Origin of the sequence: Vibrio cholerae (assembly GCF_008369605.1) — a bacterium.
In the GTDB taxonomy this organism is placed as follows: Bacteria; Pseudomonadota; Gammaproteobacteria; order Enterobacterales; family Vibrionaceae; genus Vibrio; species Vibrio cholerae.
This window is the reverse complement of record NZ_CP043554.1, coordinates 723,410-741,792: the sequence shown is the minus strand read 5'-3', so window position 1 is coordinate 741,792 and position 18,383 is coordinate 723,410. Positions and strand designations below refer to the sequence as shown.

Annotated in this window: 21 protein-coding genes; 7 read left to right on the top strand and 14 right to left on the bottom strand. The window is 47.8% G+C overall.

Features of this window, described 5'->3' with window-relative positions; genetic code table 11:
* Positions 1 to 84: 84 nt before the first annotated feature.
* From fliS to F0316_RS03520, 9 genes are all read right to left on the bottom strand, one after another.
* Positions 85 to 495 (bottom strand): flagellar export chaperone FliS, encoded by a 411-nt coding sequence (fliS, locus tag F0316_RS03560; protein ID WP_001214990.1) that lies wholly within the window; start codon positions 493 to 495, stop codon positions 85 to 87.
* 10 nt (positions 496 to 505) lie between these two features.
* The gene (locus F0316_RS03555; RefSeq protein ID WP_000387035.1) at positions 506 to 811 is read right to left on the bottom strand and encodes a flagellar protein FliT; all 306 of its coding nucleotides are present in this window, start codon (positions 809 to 811) and stop codon (positions 506 to 508) included.
* A 1-nt stretch (position 812) separates the two neighbouring features.
* On the bottom strand, positions 813 to 2,813 hold the full coding sequence (fliD, locus tag F0316_RS03550; RefSeq protein WP_148548485.1) for a flagellar filament capping protein FliD: 2,001 nt from the start codon (positions 2,811 to 2,813) through the stop codon (positions 813 to 815).
* A 21-nt stretch (positions 2,814 to 2,834) separates the two neighbouring features.
* The gene (gene flaG / locus F0316_RS03545; RefSeq protein WP_000405330.1) at positions 2,835 to 3,296 is read right to left on the bottom strand and encodes a flagellar protein FlaG; all 462 of its coding nucleotides are present in this window, start codon (positions 3,294 to 3,296) and stop codon (positions 2,835 to 2,837) included.
* A gap of 73 nt (positions 3,297 to 3,369) precedes the next feature.
* Complete coding sequence (flaB, locus tag F0316_RS03540) at positions 3,370 to 4,500, bottom strand: flagellin B (protein ID WP_000996996.1); 1,131 nt, start codon at positions 4,498 to 4,500, stop codon at positions 3,370 to 3,372.
* 234 nt (positions 4,501 to 4,734) lie between these two features.
* On the bottom strand, positions 4,735 to 5,868 hold the full coding sequence (gene flaD, locus F0316_RS03535; protein ID WP_000290371.1) for a flagellin D: 1,134 nt from the start codon (positions 5,866 to 5,868) through the stop codon (positions 4,735 to 4,737).
* Positions 5,869 to 6,156: 288 nt separating this feature from the next.
* Positions 6,157 to 7,293, bottom strand: a complete 1,137-nt coding sequence (locus F0316_RS03530; RefSeq protein WP_001251949.1) for a flagellin — start codon at positions 7,291 to 7,293, stop codon at positions 6,157 to 6,159.
* A gap of 123 nt (positions 7,294 to 7,416) precedes the next feature.
* Complete coding sequence (locus F0316_RS03525) at positions 7,417 to 8,325, bottom strand: Dyp-type peroxidase (protein WP_000477170.1); 909 nt, start codon at positions 8,323 to 8,325, stop codon at positions 7,417 to 7,419.
* A 65-nt stretch (positions 8,326 to 8,390) separates the two neighbouring features.
* Positions 8,391 to 8,855: a DUF2919 domain-containing protein gene (locus F0316_RS03520; RefSeq protein WP_149560213.1), complete on the bottom strand. Its 465-nt coding sequence runs from the start codon at positions 8,853 to 8,855 to the stop codon at positions 8,391 to 8,393.
* Positions 8,856 to 8,998: 143 nt separating this feature from the next.
* Here F0316_RS03520 and F0316_RS03515 point away from each other — a divergent pair, with 143 nt between their 5' ends.
* Positions 8,999 to 9,355 (top strand): DUF2956 domain-containing protein, encoded by a 357-nt coding sequence (locus tag F0316_RS03515; RefSeq protein WP_000799589.1) that lies wholly within the window; start codon positions 8,999 to 9,001, stop codon positions 9,353 to 9,355.
* A 66-nt stretch (positions 9,356 to 9,421) separates the two neighbouring features.
* Here the strand turns inward: F0316_RS03515 and F0316_RS03510 are convergent, their stop codons facing one another.
* A complete protein-coding gene (locus F0316_RS03510) occupies positions 9,422 to 9,709 on the bottom strand; it encodes a winged helix-turn-helix domain-containing protein (protein ID WP_000423624.1) in 288 nt (95 codons plus the stop codon).
* Positions 9,710 to 9,959: 250 nt separating this feature from the next.
* Between F0316_RS03510 and F0316_RS03505 the strand changes: the two genes are divergently transcribed.
* Genes F0316_RS03505 through F0316_RS03490 form a run of 4 tightly spaced genes read left to right on the top strand, consistent with a single transcriptional unit; the run spans position 9,960 to position 12,362 of the window.
* Complete coding sequence (locus F0316_RS03505) at positions 9,960 to 10,307, top strand: ArsC family reductase (RefSeq protein ID WP_000156592.1); 348 nt, start codon at positions 9,960 to 9,962, stop codon at positions 10,305 to 10,307.
* 30 nt (positions 10,308 to 10,337) lie between these two features.
* Positions 10,338 to 11,471 carry a succinyl-diaminopimelate desuccinylase gene (gene dapE, locus F0316_RS03500; RefSeq protein ID WP_149560212.1) on the top strand — a complete coding sequence of 378 codons (1,134 nt, stop codon included), beginning with the start codon at positions 10,338 to 10,340 and terminating at the stop codon, positions 11,469 to 11,471.
* 2 nt (positions 11,472 to 11,473) lie between these two features.
* Positions 11,474 to 12,148, top strand: coding sequence for a M15 family metallopeptidase (locus F0316_RS03495; RefSeq protein ID WP_001961251.1), 675 nt, complete (start codon positions 11,474 to 11,476; stop codon positions 12,146 to 12,148).
* Position 12,149: 1 nt separating this feature from the next.
* A complete protein-coding gene (locus F0316_RS03490; RefSeq protein ID WP_000404231.1) occupies positions 12,150 to 12,362 on the top strand; it encodes a DUF2897 family protein in 213 nt (70 codons plus the stop codon).
* Between the two features lie 118 nt (positions 12,363 to 12,480).
* On the opposite strand, the gene tnpA is transcribed toward F0316_RS03490, so the two are convergent.
* From tnpA to dapA, 3 genes are all read right to left on the bottom strand, one after another.
* Positions 12,481 to 12,918, bottom strand: a complete 438-nt coding sequence (tnpA, locus tag F0316_RS03485; protein WP_149560211.1) for an IS200/IS605-like element IS1004 family transposase — start codon at positions 12,916 to 12,918, stop codon at positions 12,481 to 12,483.
* 158 nt (positions 12,919 to 13,076) lie between these two features.
* Positions 13,077 to 14,096: an outer membrane protein assembly factor BamC gene (gene bamC, locus F0316_RS03475; RefSeq protein ID WP_000672772.1), complete on the bottom strand. Its 1,020-nt coding sequence runs from the start codon at positions 14,094 to 14,096 to the stop codon at positions 13,077 to 13,079.
* 57 nt (positions 14,097 to 14,153) lie between these two features.
* Positions 14,154 to 15,032 carry a 4-hydroxy-tetrahydrodipicolinate synthase gene (gene dapA, locus F0316_RS03470; protein WP_000491214.1) on the bottom strand — a complete coding sequence of 293 codons (879 nt, stop codon included), beginning with the start codon at positions 15,030 to 15,032 and terminating at the stop codon, positions 14,154 to 14,156.
* Positions 15,033 to 15,309: 277 nt separating this feature from the next.
* Between dapA and F0316_RS03465 the strand changes: the two genes are divergently transcribed.
* Both F0316_RS03465 and bcp read left to right on the top strand, forming a co-directional pair.
* Positions 15,310 to 15,852, top strand: a complete 543-nt coding sequence (locus tag F0316_RS03465) for a glycine cleavage system protein R (RefSeq protein ID WP_000191995.1) — start codon at positions 15,310 to 15,312, stop codon at positions 15,850 to 15,852.
* Positions 15,853 to 15,866: 14 nt separating this feature from the next.
* On the top strand, positions 15,867 to 16,334 hold the full coding sequence (bcp, locus tag F0316_RS03460; RefSeq protein ID WP_001094790.1) for a thioredoxin-dependent thiol peroxidase: 468 nt from the start codon (positions 15,867 to 15,869) through the stop codon (positions 16,332 to 16,334).
* Between the two features lie 101 nt (positions 16,335 to 16,435).
* Here bcp and mlp24 read toward each other — a convergent pair whose 3' ends face one another.
* Entirely contained in the window at positions 16,436 to 18,307 is a 1,872-nt protein-coding gene (mlp24, locus tag F0316_RS03455) for a methyl-accepting chemotaxis protein Mlp24 (RefSeq protein WP_001212589.1), read from the bottom strand.
* Positions 18,308 to 18,383 lie beyond the last annotated feature (76 nt).

The following is an 18,383-nucleotide window of genomic DNA, read 5'->3' as shown; positions in this document are numbered from 1 at the left end:
GGCTTCTATTCTATTTAAATCAGCAAATAAGGCAACCAAGCATTTGCTGGGTGTGATATCTGTTAAAAGTTTCTCTGACAGAAATCAAATACCCACTTCAGCGGCAGTCAAGTTGTGATATTCCGGTGGAATTTGATCCCAAGCTGACTTTATTTCACGGATGATCTCAATCACATCATCGAGCATTTGCGGATCATTTTTATGGTTCGCTTGAGTAATTTGGTTGACCATAAAGTCATACAGTTGATCGAGATTTTTGGCGATGTCGCCACCGTCTTCCATCGACAAGCAGCTGCGTAGGCTAATGATGATATCCAAGGCTTTACCTAAACGTTCGCCTTTCACAGGGATGTTACCTTGCTGCATTGCCGCCTTACCTTGGATCAGGCGCTCAATCGCTCCGGCCATTAACATCTGGACGATTTTATGCGGTGAGGCCGCACTTAGCTGGCTATCCACTGATACTTTTTTGTACGCCTGTAAAGAACCACGCATAGTCTTCCTCTTATAAAAACTTTTTGTATTGCTGAACCGATTTATTTCCGTGACGATATTTGTGGAGTGTTTGCCCCATCGCCGCCGTTTTTAACTGCATCTGTTCCACAAGTTGTTGAGTATTACCAATTGCCTTGAGCCATAAATCGGACTTTGCCAATTCAGGGTGCTCGGCCAAATAGCCTAACAAGCTATGCAATAGCTGTTCCCTGTTATCGACCAACTGCAAAATATCTTCAGTATGAATGTCATCTTCCGCAAGAAGAGTTGCGATTTGTTGATCGAGATCACTCAAACGTTGCAGTTCTGCTTCCACATTAACCACCTAAAGCGTTCATCATGCCCGCTAACTGCGATTGCATCTTGCTGGTCGCATCTTGCATGGCACTGAATTTCGCATGGGTCCGTTTTTCCAAACTCTCCATCCGGCGGTCGAGAGAACGTTGGTCGTCATCCAATCGGTAAGTCTGTTCATTCAAGCTCTTTTCTCGGGTACGGATTGAACCCGTAACCCCAGTCATGCTCGAAATCGCATCTTCGACCCGCTTAGCAAAGCCTTGATTGCCGCCAAAAAACTCACCCAACTTAGTGAAGTTGTTATTCAATTGGCGGTCAAGCATAGCATAGTTGATTTCTAGCGTCCCTTGTCGGGTGGTGGTGATCCCAAACTCAGTCAGTGATTTGAGGTTTTCTGGCGCTTGCTCAATGCTCGATGAGAAGACCGTTTTTAATCGTGAGTCTGCGCTACGAACTATGCTGTCACCCGCTAAAGGGCCGGCTTGTCCGGTTCGTGGATCAACACCCGCGAGCTCTTTACTGGTTTGGAAAAACTGATTATAGGCCGCGACAAACTGTTCAATGTCGTTACGCACTCGTTCGCGGTCATATTCAATGCCGATTTCCGCGGGTGGCTGATTGCGATCGGTTTTGCCTTTGAGGGTTAAGTTAACCCCTTCGATCGCATTTTCGATGATGTTGTTATTGCTCGATAAGGTCGCCACCCCATCCAGCACCACCATAGAGTCTTGCGCCGATTGCACTTCGGTCATGCCGCCGTAGCCATCAAAGGCACTTTGCGCCGCATTCAAGGCCGCTTGCGCTTTTTCGACCTGTTCAATGTAGGCACGCTCTTCTGGGCTAAGTTTCGCGCGCGCTTGAGCTTTGGCCTCTTCTGGCGTCATTTTTCCGCTGCGGATCGCCTCTTCAATCTGCGCTTTCTCTTGCGCTAATTTCTGTTCTAGCTTTTGCTGTGCTTCTTGCGGCGTGACGTAGGAATCAAGCAGTGTACCGGATGCGGTGTTGCTCCACCCGGGAACGTCAGCGGCCTTTTTTTGACCTTGAGCGTCGAGTTCTTCTTCCGGTTCCCAATAGGAATCGAGCAAGGTACCGGACGCGGTTTCTGTCCAGCCCGGAATTCTGTCTTCCGGTCTGATGTATTTTTTGGCTTCACTGGCGGCGTTAGCCGCGGCTTTTACCGCACTCTCGGTTAACTCACCAGCGTTGAGCGCCTCTCCGGCCGCACCTTGTGCACTTTGTGCGGCACTTCGAATTTCTTGTGCGACTTCTTGATCGACCAGCCGAGCAGCATCGCCAATTTTTTCCGCTACTTTGGCGGCGACTTTTTGCTGTTCAGGGGTGAGTGGGGCAATGAGTTGCTGAGCTTGCGCACGCGCTTTTTCTAAATCACGAACTCGCTGTTCGAGGGTTTTGTATTCGAGTTGCTTAAGTGGATTACCGGGTTCCGCTTGAGCGGACATTTTTACGCTGTGATCTTTGCCTGACACGTTAGAGGCAACGATCAGCCGCGGCCCTTCAACATCATTGATGATGGAGGCTCGCACGCCCGGATTGGATTTTTCACCATTGATTCCACGGACAATATCAACCAGCTTGGAGTTACCTTGCACATCCAGCGTAAAACTCTTATCGCCTAATGAAATATGCAGCTTGCCCGGACCAAATTTCGCGTCTTTGTCCAATACTTCAGACGCAATTTTATGGCTTTGAGCAAGCTGCAACACATCGACGGAGTAGTTGCCAGCAATAGCTTCCGTGGTGGCCGTCGCGGAGACAACCTGTTCGTTACTGGTGTCGACTTTGCGTACCGCAAAAGCCTTCTCCTGACGAAACTGGGTCATCAGATTTTTCATCGTATCCAGCGACTCTCTGAGCCGACCATAGGCGCTGATACTGGTGTCAATGTTGGTGCGCTCATTGTCAATGCGTTGCTGCTTAGGTACGCGCTCCGCACTGACAATTTTGCTGACCATGCCATTGATATCAAAGCCAGTATTCATCCCCATCGGGCCTAAACTCATTCAATCACCTCAAAAACCGTGTTACACCTTTGCCATCAGTAAACCGGATCGATGATCCTGTTCACGGGCAAGGCGGCGCAATACTTCAAGCATCTCTTCCTCGGGGATTTGGCGAATAATATCACCCGTCGAGGCTTCGTAGATAGTAACCACCTCGCGCCCGGATTCACGATCCAATCTGAAAGACAGGCCTTTGTTAATGGATTTCACAAACTCATTCATTTGCTCCACCATCTTGGCAAGTTGCTCCTCGTTAAGACGTTGGCGCTGTTTTGCTTGCGCCATGGCCGTCTCTGCCGATTCTTGCTGCCTTGCCCTGACCTGCTCAGAAAAGTGTTCAGATAATTTATCTGTACGCGAAACCGAGCGGCTGTTATCCCCTGAAAGCGAAACGCTTTTTGCATTATCGTTTTCTGAAGCAATTTTAGTGCCACTTTGTGAGCCGTAAGGCTGGATGTTCGATGCGTAGGATGGTATTTCCATAACAATCTCCCTTCCACCTTATAAGTAACATTTAAACCACAAGTTACTTACTAGCTCAATACCGCTCAAAGGGTTATCCCAATAAGCTCAGAGCTGCAGATGGTGACTGCTTCGCTTGCGCCAACACAGAGGTACTCGCCTGCTGCAATATTTGCGCCTTCGTCATCGCCGTGGTTTCACGAGCATAATCGGTATCACGGATACGGCTACGAGACGCGTTGACGTTTTCGTTAACGTTATCCAAGTTACTGATCGCATGACCGAAGCGGTTCTGGAATGCACCCAATGAAGCGCGTTGGCTATCCACCGCCTTCAAAGCCCCATCCAGAATAGATACCGCTTCTTGCGAACCGGCCACGGTTGAAACGTTCACATCCGCCACCGTCACATTACGACCAGCATCAAAACCGATTTCACCGCCCAGTCCACCACCAATGGTCACATCACCATTGACTTTTTGTGATGAAGCAAACAGTTGTAGCTTACCGTCTTCACCGACCGACGCTTTAACGTCTTCAGTTTGACCGTTGATGTAAGTCGCAAGCTCTTCTAAGTCGTCACCTTGTTTGGCATTAATGGTCACTTCACGTGCTTCACCCTGCTTATTAGTGTAGCTCAGGGTCAGATCGGTTGCTGCGCCGACACGCCAGTCTGCGGCCTTGCCTTCTTGAGCTCGATAGCTTTTTCCGCCCATAGCTTGAGTATCCGAGCGCATACTGCCCATGCTAAGCATGACCGCTTCACCCGAATCCGCACCAATCTGGAACGATTTACTACCAAACGAACCATTCAGCAGTTTGTTGCCACCAAAAGAGGTGGTTTCTGCAATACGGTTCAACTCGTCATTGAGGGCAGACACTTCTTCTTGAATCGCGCGGCGTTCCGAAGAAGAGTTTGAGCCGTTAGAGGATTGCAACGCAAGATCGCGCATCCGTTGTAAGATGTTGGTCGTTTCGTTCATCGCCCCTTCTGCAGTTTGGGCGATGGAAATACCATCGTTGGCGTTTTTCACCGCCATGTCCAAACCACGACTTTGCGATGTCAAACGGTTAGAAATTTGCAGACCTGCGGCATCGTCTCGGGCACTGTTGATTTTGTAGCCGGACGACAAACGCTCCATCGATTTCTGCATACCATCAGCAGCACCATTTAAATAGCGCTGAGCGGTCATGGCAGACACGTTCGTGTTTACATTAATTGCCATATTGATCTCCTTAGGCGGATAAGTTGGTAAACCTTGGTGTCTCTCACCTCACCTCGGTTTACCTCATTTCTCTCGTATCCTGTAACGGCGAGAAATAAATATCCTTTAGAGAAATTTCAGGCATTTTTTCAAAAAAAGAAAATCCCCTCCACTTTCGTGAAGTTAGGCACACATTAATGAAACTGGATGCAATAAAAAATCCAGCCGAAGCTGGATTTTTTGGCGGTGTGGGGATTAACCCAACAGGCTGAGTGCTGCGTTTGGCGCTTGTTTGGCCTGGGCCAGCACAGAGCTTGATGCTTGAGACAGGATTTGCGATTTGGTGAGCGCTGTAGTCTCTTTCGCGAAATCGGTGTCTTTGATACGGCTCTTAGAAGCATTCACGTTTTCGTTAATGTTATCCAAGTTGCTGATAGCATGGTTGAAACGGTTCTGGAACGCACCCAGTTCAGCACGGTGACTATCTACATACTTCAGCGCAGAGTCGATAACTGCAACCGATTGTTGCGCGCCACCAACTGAAGTCACATCGATAGTGTCAACGGTTTCTGCTGTACCCGCTTGCATGTTCAGAGCACCCGCTAGACCACCAGAGAAGGCTACATCACCGGTGACTTTGTTGTTACCAGCAAAGATTTGTAGCTGACCTTTCTCGTTGACAGACGCTTTCACCATGTCGGTTTGACCGTTGATGTAAGTCGCCACTTCTTCGATATCATCGCCTTCTTTAGCGTTCACGGTAATGGTTTGGTCATTGCCGTCGATGTCTTTCAGCGTGAAAGTGATGTCGTTCGCGCCCGCTTGTACTTTCCAGTCTTTGTCTTTGCCTTCTGCCGCGACATAGCTGGTACCACCCATCATGCGGTTATCACTGCGCATGTCTTTCAAGGTCAGCATGACCGCCTCACCGTTGTCAGCACCGATTTGGAACGACTTGGTTGAGAAGGTACCGTTGAGCAACTTGTTACCACCGAATGACGTGGTTTCTGCAATACGGTTCAGCTCATCATTCAGTGCGGTGATCTCTTCTTGGATTGCCACACGCTCAGATTTGGAGTTCGAGCCGTTCGCAGATTGCAGTGACAAGTCACGCATACGTTGCAGAATGTTGGTGGTTTCATTCATCGCGCCTTCTGCGGTTTGAGCAATTGAAATACCATCATTCGCGTTGCGTACTGCCACATCCAGACCGCGGCTTTGTACGTTCAAGCGGTTAGAGATTTGTAGGCCGGCAGCATCATCTTTAGCGCTATTGATTTTAAAGCCTGAAGATAGACGCTCCATTGAAGTTTGTTGTGCATTGGTTGCACCAGTCAAATAACGTTGAGCTGTCATTGCTGCTACGTTGGTATTTACATTCACTGCCATGGTGATTTCTCCAATTGATTTTCCGATGTATCCGGTTTCCGACGTCTCGGAAAACCAAAGTAGTTCTCTCAAAGTTACCTTTTATAACGGCGCGTTTTTTAAATCCTTTAGGAAAAATTTTCGATTTTTTAAGAAAAAAGTTTGGTTGGCGATAAATTAGGCATCAAACACATAAAATGCACAAAAAGTGCACTTTGGCACTCAAGGTTTTTCTACCATGGACGATAAAGCGAGCTTGATCTTGAGTCAGATGAACAATGAGTTAGAGACGAAGTCGAGCAGGCAACGTTAATTACGCAGCAAAAACAGCACAAACTTCGGCTGGCGTTTCGCTTGAGCGAGCACAGAAGTGCTGACTTGCTGCAAAATTTGCTGCTTAATCATTTGCGTGGTTTCTTTGGCGTAATCCGCATCTTTAATCCGGCTGTTCGAGGCCGCTAGGTTTTCATGCACGTTATCGAGGTTACTGATCGCGTGTTGAAAACGATTTTGCATCGCTCCTAGCTCTGAGCGATGCCCATCGACATACTTGAGTGCCGTATCAATCACCGAGACGGCGCGCTGCGCTCCGCCAGCACTGCTGATATCAAGATTATCTACCGCTTCATAACCCAATAAGTTCATCTGTAATTCGTTGGCTAAACTGCCACTGAACGACAAGGTGCCTGACGTCTCTTTCCCCGCGATGTACAACTGGAGTTGTCCCTTTTCATTCACGGACGCAGAGACTTTATCGGTTTGGCCATTGATGTAAGTCGCCAACTCTTCAATATCGTCTCCCTCTTTGGCTTGGATCTGAATGTTCTCATTCTCCCCTTGCGCATTGACGTAGCTGATATTGAGTTGTTGTTTACCTTTTGTGACTTGCCACTGTTTATCAGCCAACGCAGCCGCAACATAGCTAAACCCGCCCATCTCCAAACTGTCTGATCGCATATTGCGCAGTGAAAGCTGTACGGCTTCACCACTGCTGGCACCAATTTGGAAACTGGCTTTCATAAATTGGCCATTGAGCAGCTTGCGCCCTGCAAAAGAGGTGGTTTCAGCGATTCGATTCAATTCATCGTTTAAAGCGGCCATTTCCTCTTGTAATGCGACTCTTTCGGCTGCACTGTTTGAACCGTTGGCCGATTGCAAAGAGAGGTCGCGCATGCGTTGCAATAGCTGGGTGGTTTCCTGCATCGCCCCTTCTGCCGTCTGCATGATCGAAATCCCATCGTTGGCATTGCGCACAGCAATGCCGAGGCCACGCATTTGCGTTTCCAAACGATTGGAGATCTGCAGTCCTGCCGCATCGTCTTTGGCACTGTTGATTCGATTGCCAGAAGAGAGCCGCTCCAGAGACTGATTGAGCATCTCGGACGCAGAATTAAGATGTCGCTGTGCTACCAGCGCAGACACATTGGTATTTACCGTCATGGCCATGGCTGCTGCACTCCTTACACGATTGCTTACTTGTTCTTTTATCGGTGTAAAGTGAGTTTTCTTTAATCAAAAAACCGAGCACTAGGCTCGGCTTTGGCATGAAAAATATGCAACGGTGTTGCATTATTGATTCTTGAGTGTCAGTTCCTGCAACATCACTTGCGACGGTGCAAAGAAATAAGCCCCGGTCACGGCTTTGGTAAAGCGTAGCAGTTGGTCTGTTTTGCCATCAGTGACACCGTACATGCTTTCCAGCATGGTTTTGAAATTATGCAGCGTGTGGCAGTACGCAATAAACAGTAGGCCGTGATCGCCGCTCACGCTGCCATACGGCAAGCTGTGGCGAACAATCTTCAATCCTTTACCTTCTTCTTTAATATCCACTCGACCTACATGCGAAGCGGCAGGAACATTTTCTAGCTCGACGGAATCAGGCTTAGTACGACCAATCACTTTTTCTTGCGCCGCTAAGTTGAGACGATTCCACGCCGGCAAATTATGCACAAAGCGTTGTACCATCACATAGCTGCCTCCCGCAAAGTCGCCATCGGCCACCAACGCGACTTCCGCGCGTTTCTCAGCTTTCGGGTTTTCTGTGCCATCAATAAAGCCCGTCATGTCACGTGCGTCTAAATAACGGAAACCATAGGTTTCATCCACGATTTCAATATCTTGAGCTATGTCGCTAATCCCTTTACGTAGAGTATAAAACAGCAAATCGTGGCGCGTGGCGTGACAATGGATCAACACATCCACATCCGTGCTTGGCGCGTGAGTTTCGCCCTCACCCAGCTCAGGAAAATCAATCAGTTCTGGTGGCGACGCCATCTCAAAATGGCTCCAAAAACCTTTGCTGAACGCGACAGAAACCGTCAGCTCGGCTCCCGGCTGATTTTGATTGATTTCCTCAACTAACGCAGGCAAAGCCTTAAGCGCTTGCAAAACATGGGCGTGGTTCTGACGAACTTTCAGTAGTGTGTACAGGGCAAACGGGCCAGCTTCTGGCAAGATTGCGGTCTGTGACTTAAACATAACGAATCCTCACTTTTCGGTTTTGCTCAGTGTAATAAAAAGAAAAATCATCGCGTTGATGATGATCATGCCTTATCCAACGCGGGGGCTTTTAAACTGTCGCGCACATGGCGACTCTGCACGAGGTAAATGCCAAACCACAGTAATAAGAGTAGGGTCAATGCGTTGGCCCAGTGAAAAGCCCCCTGCAGCAAGTAAACGTGAAAAGCCGTTTGCACAAATTGGCCTATCACAACGAATAAAGAAATCGCACGACCTTGCGCGACAATCTGATTGACCCATTGCCGCTGCGAACTGCGTAACGTGATGAGCCATATTAAGGCAAGAGCCGGAGCCCCCATCGCAAGTCCAACATACAACAAAGAGTGATCGGGATAGATCAATGAGAGCAAATGGGAACCTTGTTCGCGGCTCACCCCCGCCATCACAAACATGATCCAAGCTCGATTAAGAAACAGCCATCCTAGCCATAGCCATATCGGTGCTTTTAAAAATCCTTGACTATCATACTGTTCAATCGAATAACGCACGGTTTTCTCAACTCATAAAACACAGGCTGTTCACTCTAGCGCAATTCCCCTAAATGACCACTGCTTATTCTTAGCTCGCCCCATTTTTTACCCTGCGCTCACATGCTAGTCTTAGTCCTAAGCTTTTTAAACCGTATAGATTAATGAAAAACACGACTCTCATTCCGTCAGAACAAACCCAGCAAGAGGCGTTAAAAATTGCGAAAGCGACTCAGCGCCCCGGACAAACCAAAGAGCAAACTAAGCTCATCACTCAAGGTATCGAAAAAGGGATTGCTTTATACAAAAAGCAGCAGAAAGAGAAACACCGGCAGGCAGATAAGCTGCGTAAAAAAGCGTTAAAAGCCAAGCAATCTTCGACAGAGGAAATCCACGAAGCGGATGACTATGTATCCGAACTCGGCGATGACTCTCATACCAATCAAGCCAAACTCGCATGGGTATTATTAGCGCTCAGTTGGCTAGGTTTTATCAGTTACTGGTTGTGGCAAAACAGCTGACGCACCAAGCCGCATGATGTGCCAAGCCGCATAATGTGGATAAAGAAAAAGCCAGCGATGCTGGCTTTAAGCACAAAACCCTAAGCTTGCCGCAATGTCTTTTTTGCGTTCGGTGACCCATTGGCTGTCAAAGGGCCCCCAGTCAGAAAGCTGGTAGTAGCCATCATTGTGTCGGCGGCCATCTTGCACGAAGTTCAGTTCAATACCGATACCCGGCATGGCTTTGATGACATCTTGGATAGTACGACGAGGCCAGCCCGTCTTTTCAATCAGTTTAGGGACATTGGGTCGCTCAAGGCTCTCCACAAGCAAAGCTAAATATAAGCGCCTTGCGAATACAGGACTCAGTTCCATTGATACCTCCTAAAGTATGCTGTGCTCATTATTTCCGTTTTACTGTGTGATGTGTTGCGTTTGATCAATAACTTGCCAATCGATTTACTTTAGTAGGCTATTTTTTCCGTGCGTGAAATATCTACATCACACTTTTGTCTCTGCCGAACCTTCCTGTTAGGATTGAACGCACAATAAGCAAGGTTGCCCTAAGCTCAACACCATGAAGCAACCCATTCAGGCCTTCAATAAAACCCATTTAAGGATAAACATGACGATCACTTTGTATGGCATTCCGAACTGCGACACCATGAAAAAAGCCCGTAAATGGCTAGAACAAGCGGGCGTCGCCTACCAGTTTCATGACTATCGCAAAGAGGGCATTACCCCAGAATTGGTGGCTGGATTTTGTAGCCAATTAGGTTGGGAACAAGTACTCAATAAGCGCGGCACAACCTTTCGCCAACTGAGTGATGAGCAAAAAGCCACTTTGAATGCCGACAATGCCGTGGCATTGTTAGTAGAACATCCGGCGATGATTAAGCGCCCTATTTTACAACGTCAAGATGAACTGCATCTTGGCTTTAGCGATGCCCAGTATCGCGCTCTTTTTTCTTAAGCGTTTTGATTAATACAAGGAATTTCAAGGATGACAGATAGCCCTGTACTGGCTCTGGCAAAAGATCTGATTAGCCGCCAATCCGTTACTCCTGCCGACGCAGGATGTCAGGATCTGATGATTGAGCGCTTAAAAGCGCTGGGTTTCAAAATTGAAAGCATGGTGTTTGAAGACACCACCAACTTCTGGGCTCGCCGCGGCACGCAATCTCCACTGTTTGTTTTTGCCGGTCATACCGATGTGGTGCCTGCTGGCCCTCTGGCGCAGTGGCACACTCCTCCTTTTGAGCCGACTGTGATTGATGGTTTCCTGCACGGGCGTGGCGCAGCAGATATGAAAGGCTCGCTGGCTTGTATGATTGTGGCGGTAGAGCGTTTTATTGCCGAACATCCCGATCATCAAGGCTCGATCGGTTTTTTGATCACTTCTGATGAAGAAGGCCCCTTTATCAACGGCACCGTCCGTGTCGTAGAAACGCTAATGGCACGTAACGAACTGATCGATATGTGTATCGTCGGTGAGCCGTCCAGTACCCTAGCCGTAGGCGATGTGGTGAAAAATGGCCGTCGTGGCTCCATCACGGGGGATTTGAAGGTAAAAGGCACCCAAGGCCATGTTGCTTATCCGCATCTGGCTAATAATCCCGTGCATAAAGCGCTCCCCGCATTGGCCGAACTCGCCGCCACCCAATGGGATGAAGGTAACGCCTATTTCCCCCCCACCAGCTTTCAAATTCCTAACCTGCAAGCGGGTACTGGCGCATCGAATGTCATCCCCGGTGAATTTGATGTGCAGTTTAACTTCCGCTTTAGTACAGAGCTCACCGATGAAGAGATCAAACGCCGCGTACATTCGGTCTTGGATGCTCACGGGCTCGAGTACGATGTGAAATGGACTCTCAGCGGCCAACCCTTCCTGACCGATACGGGCGAACTACTGGCCGCAGTAGTCGCAGCCGTAGAGGAAGTAAACCGTCAAGCCCCTGCGTTATTGACGACAGGCGGAACATCTGACGGTCGCTTCATTGCCCAAATGGGCGCACAAGTGGTTGAGCTCGGTCCCGTCAATGCCACCATTCACAAGGTAAACGAGTGTGTACGTATTGCGGATTTAGAGAAATTGACCGATATGTATCAAAAAACCTTAAATCATCTTTTAGGCTAACTATGACCCCTGAGCAGCTGACCGGGCAAACCGACACACATTTGATCTCCGTGATGGTCGGACAAAAAGCGTTTCAAGTGCATCCGCAAGTGAGTGCGGATCTTTTAGCACTCAAGCAAGCGGCGCAAGATGCAGGGTTTAACCTTTGTATCGCCAGTGGTTTTCGCTCCTTTGAACGCCAACTGGCGATCTGGAACCAGAAAATGCTCGGTCAAAAACCGCTGCTCGATGAACATAGCCAGCCATTGCATAGCAACACACTGAGTGAAGCTGAAAAAGTGTTAGCCATATTACGCTGGTCAGCCTTGCCGGGCGCAAGTCGTCACCATTGGGGAACGGATTTTGATGTGTATGACCGCGATGCTTTACCAGAGAACACCAGTCTGCTGCTTGAACCGTGGGAATATCTTGAAGGGCATCAAAGTGAGTTCTCTCAATGGCTAAACGCACATCTTGCTCAATTTGGTTTTTTCCTACCCTATCAGCATGGTGAAGGCATTGGCTTTGAACCTTGGCATATCAGTCATAAACAGACTGCGCAGCAATGCTTAGCAGCACTGAGCGAGCCCCTATTGCTTGCGCAGCTCTCTGCTGTAGCGATGGAAGGAAAAACGACAGTCCAAGCGCTGTTACCGGAGATTTATCAGCGCTTCATCACGAATATTTGTGAGGTATAACATGGAGATACTGTTTAACCCTTGGGTGATCTCGTTGATTGTGGTCGCCGTGATTGTCGGGAATATTGCCGCGCTTAAATACACCGCCAACATGAAATTTGGGCAAATGGATAAAAAAAGCGAACTTGATCGGCTGAATGAGCTGGATCAGAAGAGATATCCGCGCTCACCCAAAGGCACGGATACTCCCTCTGAACCTAAAGATAACGGGTAACGACAAATCGCAAAACAATGACTACCGCTAAAAACGGTGGTTTAGGGATGACAATAAAAATCCGCCTTCTTAGAAGGCGGTTTTAATATAAGCCCCCTAAAAGGGGGCTACGACGCTGTTAGTCTCTCAATAACTCTAACTGCTGCTCTTGCTCAAGCTCTTTTTTGTCTTGATGCCGTACATACCGTCTAATGATTTCTTCATTTACACCTACCGTATACACAAAATAGCCTCGCGCCCAAAAATGATTTCCCCATAACTTTTTCCTGATATGTGGAAACTTGTTGAATAGCCTAATTGCACTCCTACCCTTTAAAACTCCCATCAACGTCGAAATCGATACTTTGGGCGGAATTATCGCAACTAAGTGGACATGATCTGGCTGAACATTGAGTTCCAAAACTTCACAATCTTTCATATTACAAAGAATGTAGATCGAACGATTTAGCTCTTTGGCTACATTACCTTTTAAGATCTTAAAACGAAATTTTGGTGTCCAAACGATATGATATTTGCAACGCCAATAGACGTGTGATGAACTTCTGTAGTCGCCCATGTTATTTGAATCCTCTTACTTATGGTGAATAAGAGTTTGTCTTCTAACATGGGCGCATTTTCGGGCAAAAGCCCCTAGGGACAATCACCACCGCTAAAAACGGTGGTTTAGGGATGACAATAAAAACAAAGGGATGCCTTGGCATCCCTTCTTTTTCATTACTTCTTATCCACCACAGCTGAGAGCACTGGCACCATCTCTTTCAACAGCGCTTCGTTGACCGGTTTACCCGCTGAGTCAGTCACGTTAATCGACGTACGGTTACCCAAGTCACCAAAGAGGAAGGTGTAAGTCCCGGATTTAAGCTCAATCGGTTTAACACCAACCTGTTGCCAGAATTCATCATCTGGTGCAGCGTATTTGGCTTTAACCGTTCCTTGTGACTGGTTACGCTCTTCAATAGTAAAGCCCATTTTGGGCAGTAACTCTGGCAAACGTTGCCACAGCACATCGTAAGGCGTACGCGCAATGATCACAGGGAATCCACTGCGATCTGAGCCCATGGTAATCGGAATTTGCTTAACCAGCTCTTGAGCACGGCGCGCCGCTTCCGCACGCACATCGGAGTCGTAACGAGTCGTGACCAAGTTGGTCATAAAGGCGTTGTAACGCTCTTTATTGGTGGTACTGACCGTTTGCACTTGACCATTTTCACGCCAACCAATCAGCGAAATTTTAAAGCCATAACGATTATTGGTTTCCACCATCGACATTAAGTAGCGACTGCCAATCGTCACATCTTCATCTTCTGATACCCAATCGACCCAGTCCGTTTCCACCATAGAATCGGTTTGCTTACGAAGAGGGATTTTGCGCTCCGCAATCATTTTCAGTGCGGTATCCCACACTTTTTGCGCTTCATCTTGGCGCAACATCCATAAGGTCACTTCGCCATTTTGACGTTCTGCGCGAGCACCTGGGATGAGTTCCAACACTTGTTGTGGCGGACGAATATCGACCACATTCCCCACACCACCATGAAACGCGCCCTGCGGAATATCATAGTTAGGATAAAACTGCGGAGTGGCACCTTGTGGCAATACCCAAGGCTTAAATTCTGTGGTTTCGAGATAGTCGAAATCGTCTTTAGCTTGGCGTCGTTGCGTGGGGCTGCTGGAGCAAGCACTTAAAACCAAAACAGCCAGTGAACCGAGAACTAGCTGGCGAGAAAACTTCATTGAAACTCCTAAAAATTGCCGGGGTCATGATACCCCGGCATTGTAATGGATCGCGCCTTAATAAATACAGGCTTCAGACAGGGCTTGGGCAACGATTGGGCGTGCTGGTTCCGAAAGTTGCGTCAAAGGTAGACGCAGATCACCATTTGCAATCAATCCCATCTTATGGGCTGCCCATTTCACTGGAATTGGGCTCGATTCGATAAACAGATTTTTATGCAGAGTCATCAAACGTTGGTTGATGATCGCCGCTTCGTCAAACTTACCATCCAGCGCCAAATGCATCATCTTCGCCATGTCGGCAGCAGCGATATTGTTGGTCACTGAAATCACACCTTGCCCCCCGAGCTTAACGAACTCAAGGCCTGTGGCATCATCACCACTGAGTAGGACAAAACCTTCTTTACACATCTCACGGTGCTTCGCAACACGGCTTAAATCACCGGTCGCATCTTTCAGTGCAACAATGTTCTTTATTTCAGATAAACGGGCAACGGTTTCTGGACGCATATCCACAGCGGTACGTCCCGGCACGTTGTACAAAATCACGGGAATATCGGTTTCTTGCGCAATCGCGTTGTAGTGCAGGAACAGACCTTCTTGGGTCGGCTTATTGTAATAAGGCGTGACACTCAAATACCCTGCAATACCTGTGTTGTTCAGCAGGCGGCTAAAAGTGACCGCTTCATGGGTCGCATTTGCGCCTGTTCCAGCAATAATAGGCAGACGACCTTCAGCGAACTCTACCGTTTTTGCTACTACTTTCACGTGTTCTTCGACCGTTAGTGTCGCGGATTCACCGGTGGTGCCAACGGAAACAATCGCATCGGTTCCTGCATCAACATGGAAATCGACCAGCTTTTTCAGGCTGATATAATCGACTTCACCGTCCGGAGTAAATGGGGTAATTAACGCAACGATACTTCCTGAAAACATGTCTATCTCCCTAATCTGATACTCTCAGCATGGTAATGCATGGCGCTAAAAAAAGACAAGCGGAGAAATGGGCTTAAATCACCATGCGGATGAATATTGATAAGATGCCCTCAATAAATGGCGGGCAAGACGAGTGACCTTTATACACGGCACTTCGTCGTGGGTGTCAAACTGTGGTCATTTTCAGGGTGAGCGCACGGAAAAACGCACTTGGTCACGCTTTTTCTCTAGTTTAACTGTGTTAACATGCCCGAAAAATCATCTCTAAAGTGACAGTATGACTCAGCATCTTGTGATCACCGCCGTGGGCACTGACAGACCCGGCATTTGTAACGAAGTGGTTCGATTAGTGACCCAAGCGGGTTGCAACATTATTGATAGCCGCATCGCTATGTTTGGAAAAGAATTTACACTTTTGATGTTAATTTCTGGCTCCCCAAGCAACATTACTCGCGTCGAAACCACGTTACCTTTGCTTGGCCAACAGCATGATCTGATCACCATGATGAAACGTACATCACCTCATGATCATCAAACCCACGCTTATACCGTGGAAGTGTACGTAGAGTCTGACGATAAACTGGGGCTGACCGAAAAGTTCACCCAATTTTTCGCACAGCGCCAAATCGGTATGGCATCACTAAGCGCACAAACCATCAGCAAAGACAAACTGCACAGTGAGCAAAATCAGTTCCACATCGCCATCAGCGCGCGAGTGGACTCAGGTTGTAACCTCATGCAGTTGCAAGAAGAGTTTGATGCCTTATGTACAGCACTTGATGTTCAGGGTTCACTTAACTTTATAAAAAACAGTCAGTAATCAAAGGGATAATTATGAATACGCTTACTGCTGGAACTCCAGCTCCGGCTTTCTCTTTACCAGATCAAAATGGCAATCCTGTAACGCTTGCGGATTTTGCAGGCAAAAAAGTTCTGCTCTACTTTTACCCCAAAGCCATGACGCCAGGCTGCACAGTGCAGGCACAAGGACTACGCGATATTCAAGCGGAGCTGCAAGGACACAATGTGGTAGTGCTGGGGGTGAGTACCGACCCCGTGAAGCGATTAGGCAAGTTCATTGAGCGTGATAATCTTAACTTCTCACTGTTATCAGATGAAGATCACCAAGTTGCTGAACAGTTTGGCGTATGGGGTGAGAAAAAGTTTATGGGTAAAATCTTTGATGGCTTACATCGCATCAGCTTTTTGATCAATGAACAAGGTGTGATTGAGCAAGTCTTTGATAAGTTTAAAACCAGCAACCACCATGAAGTGGTACTGGCTTATCTCAGCGGCAAATAATCGGTAGAAATGCCGATTTTAGTCCGTTTAAATACAGAAAAGATTAAGGCCAGTCATTGACTGGCCTTATTGTTGGCATTCGAAATGCGTAGGTCAAAACGCTACACGATAAAGGTGTTGAGGAGTTTGCCTTGCTCGCGCACGTTTTCGGTTTGTACTTCCATGGCCATACTCGCTGATTTAGCGGAGTCCGCCACCTGAGTCGAGAGGTCTTTAATCTTCACCGTATTGGTGTTGATCTCCTCGGCAACGAGACTTTGCTCTTCCGCTGCAGAAGCAATCTGCATGTTCATATCGCTGATCCGTTGGATAGCACCACGAATCCGTTGCAGAGATTCATTAGCAAGCTGCGCCTTCTGCACAGCATCATCCGCCGTGTACTTACTCTCATTCATCGCAGCAGAAACCGCACTCGCACCGCTTTGCAACTGTTCGATCATATTGCGAATTTCCGTGGTCGATTGTTGCGTACGCTGTGCCAAAGTCCGAACTTCATCGGCAACCACCGCAAAACCTCGACCCGATTCCCCCGCGCGCGCGGCTTCAATCGCCGCATTAAGTGCCAGCAAGTTGGTTTGATCAGCAATATCGTTAATGACTTTCAAAATGGTTTCGATATTTCCGGTCGCCACTTCTAGTCCTTTGACCTCTTCTACCGCTTGTTCGATACGAGCAGAAAGCGCATCAATCGATCGCGTGGTATCACTCACCACTTTACTGCCATCTTGTGAAGCTTCATCAGCCTCGTGAGCCGCAGCCGCTGCTCCTTGCGCGTTATTCGCGACTTCTGTCGCCGTTACCGCCATCTCATGCATTGCCGTCGCGAGCTGCTCCAACTCTTGTAATTGCTGCGCCATGGCACTGGCCGACTCATGCGCACCCAGTACCGTTTGCTCGGTACCATGCATGATTTCCGCGCCAATCCCTTTTAGGTGTTGGATACGTTTTTGCAACGTTTCACAGAACACGTTGAAATCCTTCGCCAATATTGCAAATTCCATATCGGTGTTGGTGTCCAAACGTTTAGTTAAATCCCCTTGACCTGAAGCTACATCTTCAATGGCTCGACTCAGCGCACCCAGAGGCTTCATCAGCACTTTGATTAGGAAGCTTAAGCCAATGATACTGAGCAATACGCCAATAACGGTATAAATCAATGAGCTGTGGCGTAGATCATCCACCATCGCAAACGCGATAGATTCATCCACCACAGCGCCGATATACCAACTCTCAGATGGCACTTGGGCAAATTTAACCAGATAGTATTTACCGTCCAGCTCAATCCGTTGGGTTCCTTCTTTCAGATCGACATTCGGTAAAAACTGACTGAATTTTTCGCCATTGTTTTCCGCATTCGGGTGAGCAATGGTAACGCCGTCTTTCGTCGTGATGAATAGGTAACCCGCATCAAACAGATTTACAGAGTTAACCAATTGCGCCAACTGAGTCAGCTCTACGTCATAGAACATGGCACCGACAAAGTTACTCTGCTGATAAACTGGCGTACCGATAGAGATGATGATTTTCTTGGTCGAGATATCGACATAAGGCTCGGTGACCACTAGCTTTCTTTCACGCTTAGCATCCACATACCAAGGACGCTTACGTGGATCGTAATCTGCGTTCGGCTCCCAACCATCATCATTTTCGACCACGGTCGCATCAGATTCATAGCCAAGACCAATTGCTAAAAAGCTCCCTTTTAGGTTGGGGGATTCTAAAACACTCTTAGCAAATGCTTTGTTGGTTGGATCAAGCTGTAAAATCTCAGTGGTCGACTGCGCTAATCCCTTTTTACTGGCAAGATCTGACTCAATTGTGTTTTTGACCCCTTTCACCATCTCCATCAAGCTATCTTGAACGAGTGATTCAATCTCCTCACGAACGGTGGAGAGCTGTTGAAATGACAGCAGTGCAATAACACAGAGTAGTAATGCCGATGAAGCGGCAACGATCTTCTGACTAAACCTCATAATGTCCGATCCTTCTGTTCTGGGTCCCTGATTTGCCCATTTGCGATAAATAGTGTTGATTAAATTGGTTTTGTTA